At 37.3% G+C, this 15539-nt stretch carries 14 protein-coding genes and 1 tRNA gene; 10 read left to right on the top strand and 5 right to left on the bottom strand.

Annotation, left to right across the window (positions count from 1 at the left end; all coding sequences use genetic code 11):
• Window positions 1-61: 61 nt before the first annotated feature.
• The gene (locus tag G5B37_RS08945; RefSeq protein ID WP_164679698.1) at window positions 62-1036 is read left to right on the top strand and encodes a polyprenyl synthetase family protein; all 975 of its coding nucleotides are present in this window, start codon (window positions 62-64) and stop codon (window positions 1034-1036) included.
• Between the two features lie 30 nt (window positions 1037-1066).
• Here the strand turns inward: G5B37_RS08945 and G5B37_RS08940 are convergent, their stop codons facing one another.
• Window positions 1067-1594, bottom strand: coding sequence for a hypothetical protein (locus tag G5B37_RS08940; RefSeq protein WP_164679697.1), 528 nt, complete (start codon window positions 1592-1594; stop codon window positions 1067-1069).
• A gap of 113 nt (window positions 1595-1707) precedes the next feature.
• Here G5B37_RS08940 and G5B37_RS08935 point away from each other — a divergent pair, with 113 nt between their 5' ends.
• Both G5B37_RS08935 and odhB read left to right on the top strand, forming a co-directional pair.
• The gene (locus tag G5B37_RS08935) at window positions 1708-4461 is read left to right on the top strand and encodes a 2-oxoglutarate dehydrogenase E1 component (protein WP_164679696.1); all 2754 of its coding nucleotides are present in this window, start codon (window positions 1708-1710) and stop codon (window positions 4459-4461) included.
• Window positions 4462-4525: 64 nt separating this feature from the next.
• On the top strand, window positions 4526-5836 hold the full coding sequence (odhB, locus tag G5B37_RS08930) for a 2-oxoglutarate dehydrogenase complex dihydrolipoyllysine-residue succinyltransferase (RefSeq protein WP_164679695.1): 1311 nt from the start codon (window positions 4526-4528) through the stop codon (window positions 5834-5836).
• Window positions 5837-6119: 283 nt separating this feature from the next.
• On the opposite strand, the gene G5B37_RS08925 is transcribed toward odhB, so the two are convergent.
• From G5B37_RS08925 to G5B37_RS08915, 3 genes are read right to left on the bottom strand one after another with little or no spacing between them, the layout of a single operon-like run.
• Window positions 6120-6752, bottom strand: coding sequence for a response regulator (locus G5B37_RS08925; protein ID WP_164679694.1), 633 nt, complete (start codon window positions 6750-6752; stop codon window positions 6120-6122).
• Window positions 6749-8752, bottom strand: a complete 2004-nt coding sequence (locus G5B37_RS08920) for a tetratricopeptide repeat-containing sensor histidine kinase (RefSeq protein ID WP_164679693.1) — start codon at window positions 8750-8752, stop codon at window positions 6749-6751. The genes G5B37_RS08925 and G5B37_RS08920 overlap by 4 nt, the downstream gene beginning before the upstream one ends.
• A gap of 60 nt (window positions 8753-8812) precedes the next feature.
• A complete protein-coding gene (locus G5B37_RS08915) occupies window positions 8813-9253 on the bottom strand; it encodes a retropepsin-like aspartic protease family protein (RefSeq protein ID WP_164679692.1) in 441 nt (146 codons plus the stop codon).
• Between the two features lie 45 nt (window positions 9254-9298).
• Here G5B37_RS08915 and G5B37_RS08910 point away from each other — a divergent pair, with 45 nt between their 5' ends.
• The 3 genes from G5B37_RS08910 (at window position 9299) to G5B37_RS08900 (ending at window position 11274) form a co-directional block, all read left to right on the top strand.
• The gene (locus G5B37_RS08910) at window positions 9299-10063 is read left to right on the top strand and encodes a TatD family hydrolase (protein WP_164679691.1); all 765 of its coding nucleotides are present in this window, start codon (window positions 9299-9301) and stop codon (window positions 10061-10063) included.
• 11 nt (window positions 10064-10074) lie between these two features.
• On the top strand, window positions 10075-11106 hold the full coding sequence (locus G5B37_RS08905; protein ID WP_164679690.1) for an asparaginase: 1032 nt from the start codon (window positions 10075-10077) through the stop codon (window positions 11104-11106).
• Window positions 11107-11189: 83 nt separating this feature from the next.
• Window positions 11190-11274: transfer RNA gene (locus G5B37_RS08900), tRNA-Ser, on the top strand.
• A 459-nt stretch (window positions 11275-11733) separates the two neighbouring features.
• Here G5B37_RS08900 and G5B37_RS08895 read toward each other — a convergent pair.
• Window positions 11734-12333 (bottom strand): hypothetical protein, encoded by a 600-nt coding sequence (locus G5B37_RS08895; RefSeq protein WP_164679689.1) that lies wholly within the window; start codon window positions 12331-12333, stop codon window positions 11734-11736.
• 198 nt (window positions 12334-12531) lie between these two features.
• Between G5B37_RS08895 and G5B37_RS08890 the strand changes: the two genes are divergently transcribed.
• From G5B37_RS08890 to G5B37_RS08875, 4 genes are all read left to right on the top strand, one after another.
• Window positions 12532-13404: an AraC family transcriptional regulator gene (locus G5B37_RS08890; protein WP_164679688.1), complete on the top strand. Its 873-nt coding sequence runs from the start codon at window positions 12532-12534 to the stop codon at window positions 13402-13404.
• 260 nt (window positions 13405-13664) lie between these two features.
• Complete coding sequence (locus G5B37_RS08885) at window positions 13665-14468, top strand: MotA/TolQ/ExbB proton channel family protein (protein ID WP_164679687.1); 804 nt, start codon at window positions 13665-13667, stop codon at window positions 14466-14468.
• Window positions 14469-14488: 20 nt separating this feature from the next.
• Window positions 14489-14899 carry a hypothetical protein gene (locus tag G5B37_RS08880; RefSeq protein ID WP_164679686.1) on the top strand — a complete coding sequence of 137 codons (411 nt, stop codon included), beginning with the start codon at window positions 14489-14491 and terminating at the stop codon, window positions 14897-14899.
• On the top strand, window positions 14899-15528 hold the full coding sequence (locus G5B37_RS08875; RefSeq protein WP_164679685.1) for an ExbD/TolR family protein: 630 nt from the start codon (window positions 14899-14901) through the stop codon (window positions 15526-15528). The genes G5B37_RS08880 and G5B37_RS08875 overlap by 1 nt, the downstream gene beginning before the upstream one ends.
• Window positions 15529-15539 lie beyond the last annotated feature (11 nt).

Raw genomic sequence — 15539 nt, 5'->3', positions numbered from 1 at the left:
TTTATAGTTTCTTTAGCCTACAATTTGGTAGCATATGGTATTTTTGCATGAAAATTTGCTCATGGAACTTCTTCAAAAATACAATACGGTACTAACCAATCATTTGAACGATGTAGTGCGTACTAAAGAACCAGCACAGTTATATGAGCCTATACAATATATATTAACCCTAGGCGGAAAACGTCTTCGCCCGGTACTTACTTTATTGGCCGCAGATTTCTTTGGCGACCAAGACCATAAGGCAATACATGCGGCGTTAGCAGTAGAGCTTTTTCATAACTTCTCATTGATACATGATGATATTATGGATAATGCACCATTGCGACGCGGACAACAAACGGTGCACGAAAAGTGGGATATAAATACAGGGATTTTAAGTGGGGATGCCATGCTTATTTTAGCCTACCAATTGTTTGAAGGCTATGAACCAAGTCAGTTTCAAGAATTGGCAAAATTATTCAGTAAAACTGCGCTCGAAGTGTGTGAAGGCCAGCAATACGACGTAGATTTTGAAACAAGAGACGACGTTACCATCGCAGAATACATAAAGATGATTGATTATAAGACTGCGGTGCTTATAGGAGCTGCCATGAAAATGGGGGCTATTGTGGCAGGTGCTTCTCAGGCGTGTTGCGAAGGAATCTATGAGTTTGGTAGAAATTTAGGAATTGCATTTCAACTACAAGACGATTATCTAGATGCCTTCGGAAATCCTAAAACATTCGGAAAACAGATAGGAGGTGATATTATAGCGAATAAAAAGACATTCTTATATCTTACCGCCGTAGCTAATAGCGATCCAAACGACTCTCAAACATTAGAATATTTATTTGGTGTAAATCCGAAAGATCCTTCAGACAAGATTGAAACTGTAAAAGAACTATTTGTCTCTTCTGGTGCTGCCAAAGCTACAATCGCCGAAATAGAGAGCTACACAACAAAGGCTAACGATATTTTAGAAGGTATTAAACTTTCCGAAGAGAAAAAAGAAAAGCTTAAAAGTTTTGGACAGTGGTTAATGAAAAGAACAGTCTAAAAGAATTCATTTTAAAGTTTCTGTACCTAGTTAAAAATAGACTCTTACAAAAGGGTTCCAAGCCGTGGCATACACACGATCGTTTTCATTGTGTAAAAGATTGTACCGCAAGCCAATGGTAACAGGGCCAGACCTGTATCCAGCTCCTGCAAAAAGTGCTGTACTCCAAAAATTATCTTTTTCTGTGCCTTCTATAAATTCAATTTCTTGATTCACACGAAGTTGTTCTAACTCGGCAGATAACTGAATTGCTGGAATAGGATTTACCAACGTAATCCAACTGCCACCGTAGAGGGTGCTCTTAAAAAAATCACTGCTCTGGTAACTAACGATAAGTGACGGTCCCATGGCAACATAATCATTAAAATTGTAAACAGCGCTAGGGGAAATAGAGCCACTAAAGTTGCCGTTTCCAAAAGAAACTCCTAGTCCGCCACCAAACTGAACACGTTCCCAAAACTGACTGTCAGATTCTTGTGCGTGAACGTTGGCAAGCAAGAAAAACATAGCAAAAAACAGTATAATTGGGTTTATGTAGCTAACCTTGGGTAATTTCATTGTGAAAAATTTAGGAATTCTATCCATAAATATACAAAATCACATTACGTTGGTTTCTGTAATTATTGTATTTTTGTATCGTTTTATCAAAACAAAATGTTGAAGATTCAACTATGGATAAATATTCCTTCTTAAATGCCGTTCACCCTGCACAGATAGCAGAACTTTACGATAAATACTTACAATTTCCAGATAGCGTTGAGCCAAGTTGGCGCGCGTTCTTTCAAGGATTCGACTTTGGAATAGAAAGCGGGTCGCTAGAAGGTCTAGGGATTGATGCTGGTAATGCTGGTGCATTAACCGAAGAAGTTTTAAAAGAATTTCAGGTTATAAAACTCATAGATGGGTATCGTACCCGAGGACACTTATTTACAAAAACCAACCCCGTACGTGAGCGTAGAAAGTACGAGCCAACCTTAGATATTGAGAATTTTGGCCTTTCGAAAGATGATCTTCAAACCATGTTTAAGGCTGGAGAGGTGCTTGGCATAGGTGAAAGCACCCTAGAGAATATTATAAAACATCTAAATAGTATCTACTGCGATAGTATAGGTATTGAATATATGTACATTCGGAAGCCAGAAGAAATTCAATGGATTCAGAATAAGCTGAATATAAATGACAATCAACCTAAATTTTCCGCAGCGAAGAAAAAACAAATTTTAAAGAAATTGAACGAAGCTGTTTCGTTTGAAAATTTCTTACATACAAAATATGTTGGTCAAAAACGTTTCTCACTAGAAGGAGGTGAGAGTCTAATACCAGCACTAGATTCACTTGTAGAAAATGCTGCAGAGCAAGGAGTGAAAGAATTTGTCATGGGTATGGCTCACCGTGGTAGACTAAGCACACTAACTAATATTTTTGGTAAAAGTGCAAAAGACATCTTTAGTGAATTTGACGGAAAAGATTATGCCGAAGATATTTTTGATGGGGATGTTAAGTACCACCTAGGATGGACTTCCAAACGCAATACAGATTCGGGTCACGAAATTAATTTGAATATTGCTCCTAATCCATCTCACTTAGAAACCGTAGGCGCCGTTGTTCAAGGTATTGCACGAGCAAAGCAAGACGACCATCATAAAGAAAATCCAAAAGCTGTATTGCCTATTATTGTGCATGGAGATGCTGCCATCGCCGGACAAGGCCTGGTGTATGAAGTTGTACAAATGGCACAACTCGACGGATACAAAACTGGAGGTACCATACATATTGTGGTAAATAACCAAGTTGGTTTTACTACCAATTACTTAGATGGGCGTTCTTCAACCTATTGTACAGATGTTGCTAAAGTAACTTTGTCGCCAATATTGCATGTAAACGCAGATGATGTAGAAGCAGTTGTGCATGCTATGGAGTTTGCATTACACTTCCGTATGAAATTTGGTCGAGATGTTTTTATCGATTTATTAGGATACCGTAAATATGGGCATAATGAAGGTGACGAACCTAGATTTACTCAGCCAAAATTGTACAAAGCTATTAGCAAGCATGACAATCCGCGCGATATTTATGCTGAAAAATTATTGAATGAAGAGGTCATCGATAAAGGGTACACAAAAAAATTAGAACAAGAATACAAGGATACACTAGAAGAGAACCTCGAAGATTCTCGAAAAGAAGAAAAAACTAGAATAACCCCTTTTATGCAAGACGAGTGGGAAGGGTATGAATATGCAGAAGAAGATAAAATGATGGAATCGGCAGACACATCTTTTAGTATAGATAAACTAGATGAAATTGCCGAGGTTATTACAGCCCTGCCTGAAGACAAGAAATTTTTACGTAAAATTTCGAAATTAATTGAAGCTAGAAAGACCATGTACTTTAAAGACAATCAATTAGATTGGGCTATGGGAGAATTATTGGCATATGGATCTTTATTAAAAGAAGGTCACGATGTACGCATGAGCGGTCAGGATGTAGAGCGAGGCACATTTAGTCACCGTCATGCCGTGGTTAAAGTAGAAGATAGTGAAGAAGAAATAGTGTTGCTAAATCAACTAAAAGGAGATCAAGCAAATTTCTTTATTTACAATTCACTACTTTCAGAATACGGTGTAGTAGGCTTCGACTATGGTTACGCCATGGCTAGTCCTATCACGCTTACTATTTGGGAAGCCCAATTTGGAGATTTTAGCAACGGAGCTCAAATAATGATAGACCAGTATATATCTTCGGCAGAAGATAAATGGAAACTTCAGAATGGATTAGTAATGTTGTTGCCACATGGTTATGAAGGCCAAGGCGCCGAACACTCATCGGCAAGAATGGAGCGCTTTTTACAATTATGTGCTAAGGATAATATGTTTGTTGCAGATGTTACCACACCGGCGCAAATGTTTCATTTGCTGCGTAGACAATTAAAGGTAAACTATCGCAAACCTCTAATTGTATTTACACCAAAGAGTTTATTACGTCATCCAAAAGTACTTTCTACCAAAGAAGAGTTTGCAGAGGGCAGTTTTAAAATGGTAATAGACGATCCACAGGCAAAACCAGCTGAGGTAAAGAGCCTTGTTTTTGTTACGGGGAAATTTTACTACGATTTGTTAGAGAAGAAAGAAGAAGACAAACGTAAGGATGTTGCTTTAGTGCGCGTAGAACAATTGTTCCCGCTACCGGTAGAAGAAATGAAAGCAATTATAAAAAAGTATAAAAACGCAGATGATATTGTTTGGGCGCAAGAAGAGCCTCGAAACATGGGGGCATATTCGCATTTGTTGCTTCATTTTGAAGAGACCAGAGCATGGAGGGTTTGTAGTAGAAAAATGTATGCAGCACCAGCATCAGGAAGTAGTGTGCGAAGTAAAGCACGCCACATGAAGGTAATTGAAAGTGTTTTTGATAAAGAAATGAAATAGGGTTCACGCCTAACTAATAAGAAAAGGATCATAAATTTCCCGTTGGGAAGTAATAGTAATACGTATGGCATTAGAAATGAAAGTCCCTTCACCGGGAGAGTCTATAACCGAAGTAGAAATAGCACAATGGCTTGTTGAAGATGGCGATTGGGTTGAAAAAGATCAAGCAATTGCTGAAGTTGATAGCGATAAGGCTACACTAGAACTTCCTGCAGAAGCTAGCGGTATTATTACCTTAAAAGCAGAAGAGGGTGATGCCGTAGGTGTAGGCGAAGTGGTTTGCTTAATAGATACAGATGCAGAAAAGCCTGGCGGCGATGACGCGTCAACCGAAACCTATGACAAGCCAGGTGACGAAAAAGGAGGAGGTAATGCGGGTCCAGATTTAGACAAGCAAAATGCTCAAAATAAAGATTCTAACGATAAGGCAAAGGCATTAACGCAGACACCTTCAAAAAGTTCGACGCAAAGCCAAGAGCAGGACGGAGGCAAAACGTATGCAACGGGAACACCCTCGCCAGCCGCTAAGAAAATACTTGCTGAAAAAGATATTAATGTCGCAGATGTAAAAGGTACAGGTCGAGACGGTAGAATTACCAAAGGCGATGCCGAAAATGCAACGCCATCTATGGGAACCCCTGGAACAGGAGATAGAGGTTCTTCACGCACCAAATTGTCTATGTTGCGTAGAAAAGTTGCAGAACGCTTGGTAGAGGCTAAGAATACAACGGCCATGTTAACAACGTTCAACGAAGTAGACATGACGCCAATTTTCGAATTACGTAAGGAATACAAAGAAACATTTAAAGAAAAGCATGGGGTAAGCCTTGGGTTTATGTCATTTTTTACATTGGCTGTTGTTCGTGCCTTAGAAATGTATCCTGCAGTGAATAGCATGATTGACGGAAAAGAAATGCTCACGTTCGATTATAAAGATATTTCCATCGCAGTATCTGGACCTAAAGGATTAATGGTTCCTGTAATTAGAAATGCTGAAAATTTAAGCTTTAGAGGCGTAGAGTCTGAAGTAAAGAGATTGGCTATACGTGCAAGAGATGGACAAATAACTGTAGATGAAATGACAGGAGGAACATTCACAATTTCTAACGGGGGGGTGTTTGGTAGCATGTTGTCTACACCAATTATTAACCCACCACAATCTGGAATTTTAGGAATGCATAACATTGTAGAACGTCCTGTAGTGAAAGATGGAGCCATTGCAATTGCACCAATCATGTTTGTAGCATTATCTTACGATCATAGAATTATTGATGGAAAAGAATCTGTTGGATTCTTGGTAGCTGTAAAAGAAGCATTAGAAAATCCAACCGAATTATTAATGAACAACGATGTAAAAAAGGCATTAGAACTTTAATAAACAAACAGCTTTATAATAAGAAAAACCCAGCCGAAAGGCTGGGTTTTTTAAGTTAGCAGTTAGTTGAAAAAGGTGAATATTATGCTAAAATAAAGTTGACAATGTTTAATAGAATAACAGAAATAACACACACTGTTAGCGTTATCATGGTTATTTTCTGTTTCCATGTTAAATGCTTCATACCGACAGTTTGCTCTGTTGCTTTTTCCATAGAGTAAAAGTCTGAAGAATTTGTAACCTAGACAATACGTATTTACACGTAATTTTTAAAAAGAGTAGTCTATTTTAATTGTTCGTAGTGTTGCTTAGCCCATATAAGTAAACTGTTTGTCTTATGTTCTAATTCTAGTTTAGTTATAATATTACTACGGTGTTTTTCTACAGTTCGATAAGAAATAAAGAGAAGTGATGCAATCTCTTTGTTGGTCTTATCCTTTCCTATCAACTTTAAAATCTTCTTTTCTGAAGGGGTTAATAGTTCAAGAGCAGATAATGCGGTATTGACTTTATCGAGTTTCCCCACAATTTTCGGACTAAAGTAATGTTTGTTATTGCTTACATTTTCGAGGCAGGTTTCAATTTCCTCTAAAGCAAACTCCTTTAGAATATAACCAAAGATATTGAGTTCTTTGGCTTGTTGATAAAGCTCGCGCTCTTTGTGCAAGGTGATAAGAATTATCTTTACATCAGAACAATTAGTTTTACACTTTTGGGCAATGTCTATCCCCGACAAATAGGGCATTTGTATGTCTAAAATTGCGATACCAGGCTTTTCATTAATAATAAGGTCGTATGCTTCGCGTCCGTCATTGGCGCTGCCAATAATGTTGTATCCCTTTTCAATTAAAAAGTCATTTAACCCCTTAAGTAGTAAAGGGTGATCATCTGCCGTTATGATGCTTGTTTTATTCATGAGTAGGGGAGTTGAAATTCTATAACAGTACCGGCTTGATCTTTAGATTGTACTTTCATTTGCCCGTTTAAAAATTTGGTGCGTTCTAATAGGGTTTTTAATCCGAGAGATTTTATATTCTTGTATTGTTCTGAAAAGTCAAAGCCTTTACCATTATCTTTAATTGAAATAACCACTTTGTCTACCAATTTAGTTACTGAAATTTTACCGGCTTCGGCATTAGCATGTTTTAGAATGTTACTAAGACTTTCTTGTACAATTCTGTATATATTTACCTCTTGTTCTTGACTAAACAGGTTGTCAATATTTTCAATTTCCGAAGAAATAAACAGAGATGTATTTTCATCTATTTGAGTAATAGTATGTTCAATTGCCTTTGTAATGCCTAACTCTTGGAGCTGGAAAGGGTGTAAATCTCTAGAGATGGAGCGTACTTCATCTATGGTTGTGTCTACCATCTTTTGAGCATCCAAATCTCCAGATGTAATTAGCTTATTTTTTAGAACCAATAGGCGTTGTCCAAGGCCATCATGTAAATCTTTAGAAATGCGCATGCGTTCTTTTTCCTGTGAAGCCAGTAATTCTTGGCTAAACTCTTCTTGTAATGTTTTTTTCTTTTTTAAGTGTCGCTGGTTGCGATATAAAAGAATTAATCCGAAAGTTAACAGAATGGCAACTACGCTAAAAACCATTAACTTTCGAAATGCATCGTTGTCTTTTTCAAGCAATTTAATATTCGCATTCTGAGAGATAAGTTCATTTTCTTTCTTCTCTGTCTCATATAGTGTTTGATAATATGCCAAGCTGTTTGCAGATGAAGAATTAAAAAGAGAGTCTCTTTTTTCTGCATATTTTTTCTTGTTGGCGAGACTAGATTTGTAATCGCCCAAGGATTCTTGAATTTCTGAAAGTAATAAGTGAGCGCTCATTATTTCCTCATTGTATCGTAAATTATTAGCTGCAATTAATTTTTTATTGGCAAGGTCGAGGGCCTGTTTTGGCATGTCAAATGCTTTTGCGTAGCGCGCTTTTGAATCGTAATAAAAAATCCGAGCGTATTCATTTTTTTCAAAACTTGGTGCATGAGTCTCTAAGATTTCTAGATATTCTGTTGCCTTTGCATAGTTGCCTTTTTTACTATAGTGCCTGACTAAAGCTGCTATAATTGTATTGTAATTTGGCCCACCTATGTCTTTTTGTAAGGTACTTTCTTTAGCTTGTAAAAAATAATCTAGCGCTAATGCATCTTTGCCCTGCGTTCGATAATCTATGCCTTGGTTGTATAATTCGGTAGGAATAAACTCTTTTAGGTTTAGTTCTTTTAGTTTAAGAATTAGTTTTTCTCGCTCTGCTTTCGATTTTTCAAAAAAACCGTTCATACTAAACATGGTAATATTTCCCTGTTGCGCATGCGCCATGTACTGGTAATCTTTCAAGTTTTCAAAATAGCGATAGGCAAGGTCGTAGTTCTCTCCGGCAGGAACAAATTTGCCCATGGTAGAATATGCTTGTCCGCGAAACAAAAGAGCATCTGCAACATATAGAGAATCTTTTTTGCCAAAATTTTGAATGGCTAAGGTATAGTCGTCAATGGCGTCTTCTAAATTAATTCTAGAATTAGCTCCCCCTCGTTTTAAATAGAGTCCACCCAATAAAAAACTGTCTCTAATTTTATATTTTTCTGCTAAAACACTGTTTATTATAGTAATTGCCCTGCGGGGTTCGCTTATCTCAACGGTTAGCGTATGTTGTAAATTCATTGCCTTTCTGGCAGCAGCTTCTATGCTGTCAAGCTCTTTAGCTAACGAGATATATTTTTGGCTGTATGTTACAAAAGTATCGGCATCTATCCTAAAAGATTTTGCAATGACCGAATCTATAGCCTCAAGCTGGTCTAATTTATTGGTGGCTGTCTCTGCGGCATTTTTGTAAAAGGAAATATCCTGAGCTAAGATAGGTAGCGACGCAAAAATGAATAGAAAGGTAAGACGGGTTTTCAAAATAAGTAAGGGCCAAAGTATAGCTTAAATATAGTTAAAAAATTGATTAAGAGTGCCCTATTAATCTTTCAGATAGAAACAATTACGACCGTAATCAATAACTGCTCGGTACTTTTTCAAGATATCTGCGCCAATAATCCCATGAACAGGTTCTTCAAATGCCTGTTCTAGTGCCTCATTTACATGAGAAAGATCGAAAAGTACGAAGTCTGTTCGTTTGATTGCTAGCGCTCCAATTGTTAGTATGTTATTTCTGGCTATCTGCGTTTGCATGTTAGTGGCTCCCGCACCAGCCGCTTTAACGTCACTGTCTTCATTGTGTAGTAAAAAAAAGAGAATGCTTTGCATGCCAATACAGCTCGTAGAAGCGCCTGTATCTAGAATAAACTGCCCTTTTACACCGTTTATTTTTGCTTGAAATTTATAATGCCCAGTCTGCAATTTTTTCAAAGGAATTCTATAGAACCCATCTGCCTCTAAAAAAGAACGTAAGTCACTCACTTTTTTTTGGTAAAGATAGGCAACAAAATATGTAGTTTTGCAACCATGTTAACAGATACCCACACCCACCTATACAGCGATGCATTTGCAGAAGACCGTGTTGCCATGATGAAACGTGCCGAAGCTGCTGGAGTAACTCGTTTTTTTATCCCTGCGATCGATTCAGAATACACAGAAGCGATGTATCAATTAGAGTTAGATTTTCCTGAAAAGGTGTATTTAATGATGGGGCTGCACCCTACATCGGTAAAAGAAAATTACGTGGACGAGCTTCTACATGTAAGAGAGCAGTTTGCTTCTCGGAGTTTTTATGCTGTGGGTGAAATAGGGATCGATTTGTACTGGGATAAAAGCACCTTAGAAATCCAGAAAATTGCTTTCAAGGAACAAATACAGCTTGCAAAAAAGTTTAAATTGCCCATAGTGATTCATTGTAGAGAGGCATTCGACGAAATTTTTGAGGTATTAGAGTCTGAGAAAAGCGATGACCTTTTCGGAATTTTTCATTGTTTTACCGGAACACACGAACAGGCGCTTCAGGCCATAAGCTATAACATGAAATTGGGAATTGGTGGCGTAGTTACTTTTAAGAATGGGAAAATAGATAAGTTTTTAAACGAAATTCCCTTAGAACATATCGTATTAGAAACAGATGCACCTTATCTTTCTCCCGTACCTTACAGAGGAAAAAGAAACGAAAGTAGTTACGTAGCATTGGTGTGCGAAAAAGTGGCCAGTATTTATGGTATTACTACAGAAGAAGTAGCACGAATTACCACACAGAACTCAAAAGATATTTTTGGAATTTAAAACATACGCTCATGGCAAATGAACAACCTAAAATTTTACTCATCTATACAGGTGGAACTATTGGGATGATAAAAGATTTTGAAACGGGAGCGTTGCAGAATTTTAACTTCGACCAATTGTTGGAACACATTCCAGAATTACAACTTTTAGATTGTGACATTGATACCACTAGCTTCGAAAAGCCAATAGATAGTTCTAATATGAACCCTACTTATTGGACGATGTTGGCAAAATTAATTGAAGATAATTACGATGCTTTCGATGGCTTTGTAGTGCTTCATGGTAGTGATACCATGTCTTATACAGCATCGGCTTTAAGCTTTATGCTTGAGAATTTAGGAAAACCAGTGGTGTTCACTGGGTCTCAATTACCTATTGGTGACTTACGGACAGATGCTAAGGAGAATTTAATTACCTCTATTCAAATCGCTGCTCTACAGGAGAGAGGGCGATCTACCATTGCAGAGGTGTGCTTGTATTTTGAATATAAGTTGTATCGCGCTAATAGAACAACCAAGATTAATGCAGAACATTTTGAAGCGTTTGCATCATTAAATTATCCGGCGCTAGTGGAGAGCGGTGTGCATTTACAAGTAAATAGGCCTGCGCTATATGTGCCAAATAGACGAAAAAAGTTTACGGTGCATACCACCATGGAAGATGGGGTAGTATTGCTAAAGCTGTTTCCTGGAATCGATAAAGAAACGGTGCTTCATATGCTGCGTTACGATGGGTTGAAAGGATTGGTTATAGAGACCTACGGAAGTGGCAATACAACAACAGAAGTGTGGTTTATTGACGCTATAAAGGGTGTAATTCAGAAGAAAATCCCAGTAGTTAATGTCACCCAATGTTCTGGAGGTAGTGTAGCGATGGGATTATATGAAACGAGTGTATTGTTGAAGAAAATTGGTGTAATTTCTGGAAAAGACTGCACAACCGAAGCCGCATTGGCAAAGTTGATGTATTTATTAGGTAGAAAGGTTGCCCCAGCAAGTTTTAAGACGCTATTCGAGACCTCATTGCGTGGCGAAATGGCGTAGTTATATTACATGTGGTACTTCGGAACTAATAAAAAATAACGTTCTTTGCGCCCTGATTGAACATTTATAGTTTTTGAAACTATAGAGAGGTGGCCGAGTGGCTTAAGGCGCACGCTTGGAAAGCGTGTATACGGCAACGTATCGAGGGTTCGAATCCCTTCCTCTCTGCAACAAAAAATGCCTAAGTAAAAAATGTCCAAGCTTGCTTGAGTATTTTTTACTTAGGCATTTTTTAAATCGCGTAGCGATTTGGTTGCCAGTCTCCCCTTTTGGGATCACCGACCGCAGGGAGGTAATCCCTTTCCAAGCTTGCTTGAGTATTTTTTACTTAGGCATTTTTTAAATCGCGTAGCGATTTGGTTGCCAGTCTCCCCTTTTGGGATCACCGACCGTAGGGAGGTAATCCCTTTCCAAGCTTGCTTGAGTATTTTTTACTTAGGCATTTTTTAAATCGCGTAGCGATTTGGTTGCCAGTCTCCCCTTTTGGGATCACCGACCGTAGGGAGGTAATCCCTTTCCAAGCTTGCTTGAGTATTTTCTACTTAACTAAAAAAAGCCCCTACATTTCTGTAGGAGCTTTTAAAATATTTGGGGGTTTCTGGGGATACCTATATGAGAATCCAAAATCTAAAAATTGAACATCTCAGTAAACACCTTTCCTTCAGAAGTTAGCTTTACTAAATATCTTCCGGTTTTATTCTTATCCAGCTTATACGCTTTTTGAAGTATAATCCCGCTTTTGATTTCATCGGATTGTATCACTCCAAAAGCATTTAGGTCGAATCCTTCTTCACTATAATAAATAGTAACATTGAGAGGCTCTTGTGTGAGTGATAATTGATTCACTAATAATAGGTCGTCCTTTACTTGCAAAGTAGGTTTGAAAACGGTCTTTGTATTTTCTTCATCTAAAAGGACTGTCCCTTCTGTAACTATAAATGGGATTAATTTCACTTCTGAGTCTTCTACGATTTCAAAAACGTATGTGCCGTCAGCCAGATTTACACTTCTCACTAATGCGTGTTTAGAGTCAGTAGCAGTTACTTCGGTTTCATAAACCGCAGTTCCTTTTTTATTTCGAATAATTACTGTCTTAGGGTCTTTTGAATTCGTATACTCACTATTTAATAGTTGTTTCTGGAATTTTTCTTGAGGAATTGTTGCGTTTATAGCTGTTGTGACAAAGAACAGTGCTAGCAGTACGGTAAATTTCATTGCATTTTTCATAATAATATGGTTTTAAATTATATGTAAATGTATCGCGAATTAATCGCTACAAAAACAACTAGATTTTCCAATTTATGTGCTATTTTGTCTCTTTAACTTTTGGAAGTGAAACTTAACAGGGTAATATTGAGCATTTATTAGGTAATATAGCATAGTGAATAATATATGCGTATTGTAATTTTATAAATAAAATTAGTGATGATAAAAACACCAGTTTTAAAAAAGCTGAATCCCGGCTTTGGTTCTTCCTTCATGGTACGGCAGCACGCTGATAACCGTGAGATTAAAAATGCTTTGTGGCATTTTCATCCTGAGGTGGAGTTGGTGTATATAAGTGAAGGAAGGGGAAAGTGCCATATAGGAAATTACTTCTCTTATTTTAACCATAGTCAATTACTATTAATAGGCAGTAATCTTCCACACCACGGATTTGTAGATCGATTAACTGCACGAGGAAAAGAGACCGTAATTCAGTTTCACCCAGATTTTTTAGAAGGGTTAAGTGTGAAGATTCCAGAATTTTCGGCTGTTTCGAATTTGCTGGAACGAGCCAAAAAGGGTATTGTGTTTGGAGAAAATACCAAAAAGAGCATTGGTGCTAAGATTGAGCTGCTTGCAGAGAAAGAAGGATTTTCTAGGCTGCTAATATTTTTAGAAATTTTGAATGACCTTGCGGTTTCAGAAGATTATTTGCTTCTCAATGTAGATGGTTTTGTGTTTGAAACATCGCATAAAGACAGCGTTAAAATTGACATAGTTTATAAGTATATGCATAAGAATTTCCAAAAAGAGATTCAATTGGCAGATGTGGCAGATAAGGTAAGTATGACGGTTCCATCATTCTGCAGATATTTTAAAAAGAGTACAAACAAGACCTTTACTGAAGTGCTTAATGAGTATAGAGTGGTTCATGCAACCAAGTTATTAACTGAAAGCCAGCTCAGCGTTACAGATATTTGTTTTGAGTGCGGATTTAACAGTTTCTCACATTTCAATAAAAAATTTAAACTCATAACAGGAAAAACTGCGCTACAATACCGAAAGGGGATCAAACTAATAATTAGTGAGTAGGCTTAAATTTATTTAAATCGGGTAACGCTAAATTTTGGAAACTCAATATAAAAAGGTACTTTTCCAAACTCATTTTTGATATTCATGTAGTTTATCAAAATTTATGATTCATGAAATAGACGAATTAATCTACAGCATAAAATTTAGTTGCGCTGAAATACAAGTAATTATTGACCGCGCGGAAATTTAATGTTGCAGAATACAATAATAATTTTATATCTTTAAACCTTTAACTAAAAACAAACTTTAAGTCGATAGCAATGAAAAAATTATTTTCAATTATGGCAATTGCCGCACTAGTTTTTGCGGGATCGTTAAGTGCAAATGCTACTGTAGCTAACAATGCACCTACTAGTGTACAACAATTAACCACTGCAGCCACTGTAAACTTTATACAAGATGTAGAAGAAACAGCAGCTGGTGATGAAGTAGGTTGGCACCAAAAATTAAAAGAACGTTTTGTAGAAGGAGGCCCAGAATTTATGGGAATCGTACTACTTTGTTTAATTCTTGGATTAGCAATTGCAATCGAAAGAATTATCTACCTTAACTTATCTACAACCAATACTCAGAAATTGGCTGAAAATGTAGAAGACGCTTTAAATAGTGGTGGTATTGAAGCTGCAAAAGAGGTTTGTAGAAATACAAAAGGACCTGTTGCTTCTATATATTATCAAGGTCTTGAACGTGCAGATGAGAGCATCGAAGCCGCTGAAAAAGCAGTTGTTGCTTATGGTGGAGTTCAAATGGGACAATTAGAGAAAAATGTATCTTGGATTTCATTGTTTATCGCTTTGGCACCAATGCTTGGTTTCATGGGTACGGTAATTGGTATGATCTTGGCATTCGATAAAATTGCTGCGGCAGGTGATATGAACCCTTCTTTAGTGGCAGGTGGTATTAAGGTGGCACTTTTAACAACCGTATTTGGTTTAATTGTAGCGATTATACTTCAGATTTTTTACAACTACATTATTGCAAAAATCGACCGTATTGTAAACAGTATGGAAGATGCTTCTATTACCTTAATAGATATGTTAGTTGACTACAAGAATAAAAAGTAATTTAAAACACACCATATAACATGGCTTTACATAAAATTTTTAAAATCATTGGAATCGTTCTTGGCCTGCTAGGTGTTTTGTTTATGGCATTACTTTTAGGTGGAAACGAATCTGCGATGGACTGGCTTATTTACACAGGCTATATCGTTCTTGCCGTAGTAATTGTAATGGTTCTTTTATTTGTTTTGAAAGGAGTATTTGAAGGCGATATAAAGAAAACACTGATTTCAGTTGGTGTTTTTGCTGCCATAATTATTGTTTCTTACGTGCTAGCAGATAGTACCCCAATGGAGCTTCCTGACGATGGTGGAATGACATCAGAGTCTGGGTCTAAGTGGGTAGGAACAGGACTATATACATTCTATATCTTGGCAATTGTTGCTGTAGGATTGATGGTATTTAGCGGATTCAAAAAAATAACAAACAGATAATGGCAAGAAGAGCAACACCAGAAGTAAATGCTGGGTCTATGGCAGACATCGCATTCCTTTTGCTTATCTTTTTCTTAGTAACAACAACTATTGAAAAGGATAAGGGGATTGCAAGACAGTTGCCGCCTAAGCAAGACGAAACGACACCGCCACCACCTTTAAAGGAAAAAAATATCTTTATTGTAACGGTGAATCAAGACGATCAGTTACTGGTAGAAGAGGAACTCATGGAACTTAAAGACTTGAAAGAAGCAGCTATCGCTTTTTTAGATAATGGGGGTGCGCCTTCTGGAAGTCCTGAGTACTGCAGACACTGTCAAGGTGCAAAAGATCCACGTTCTTCAGATAACCCAGACAAGGCTGTAATATCGGTTCAGAATGACCGTTTAACATCCTATCAGATGTACATCGCTGTACAGAATGAGCTGGTTGGAGCTTACAACGAACTTCGTAATCGAGAATCAGTACGCTTATTTGGATCTAATTTCGTTTATACAGATGTAAAAAACGCTATTAACGAAGGGAAATACCAAGGTAATGTTGAAGATGCAGAGGAAAAATTGAAGCAGGTTCAAAGCCTATTTCCTTTAAAACTTTCAGAAGCTGAACCTAAGAAACGAGGTCAATAAAACATAGAAGA

Origin of the sequence: Rasiella rasia (genome assembly GCF_011044175.1) — a bacterium.
Classification (GTDB): Bacteria; Bacteroidota; Bacteroidia; order Flavobacteriales; family Flavobacteriaceae; genus Marinirhabdus; species Marinirhabdus rasia.
This window is presented reverse-complemented; position numbering and strand designations above follow the sequence as displayed.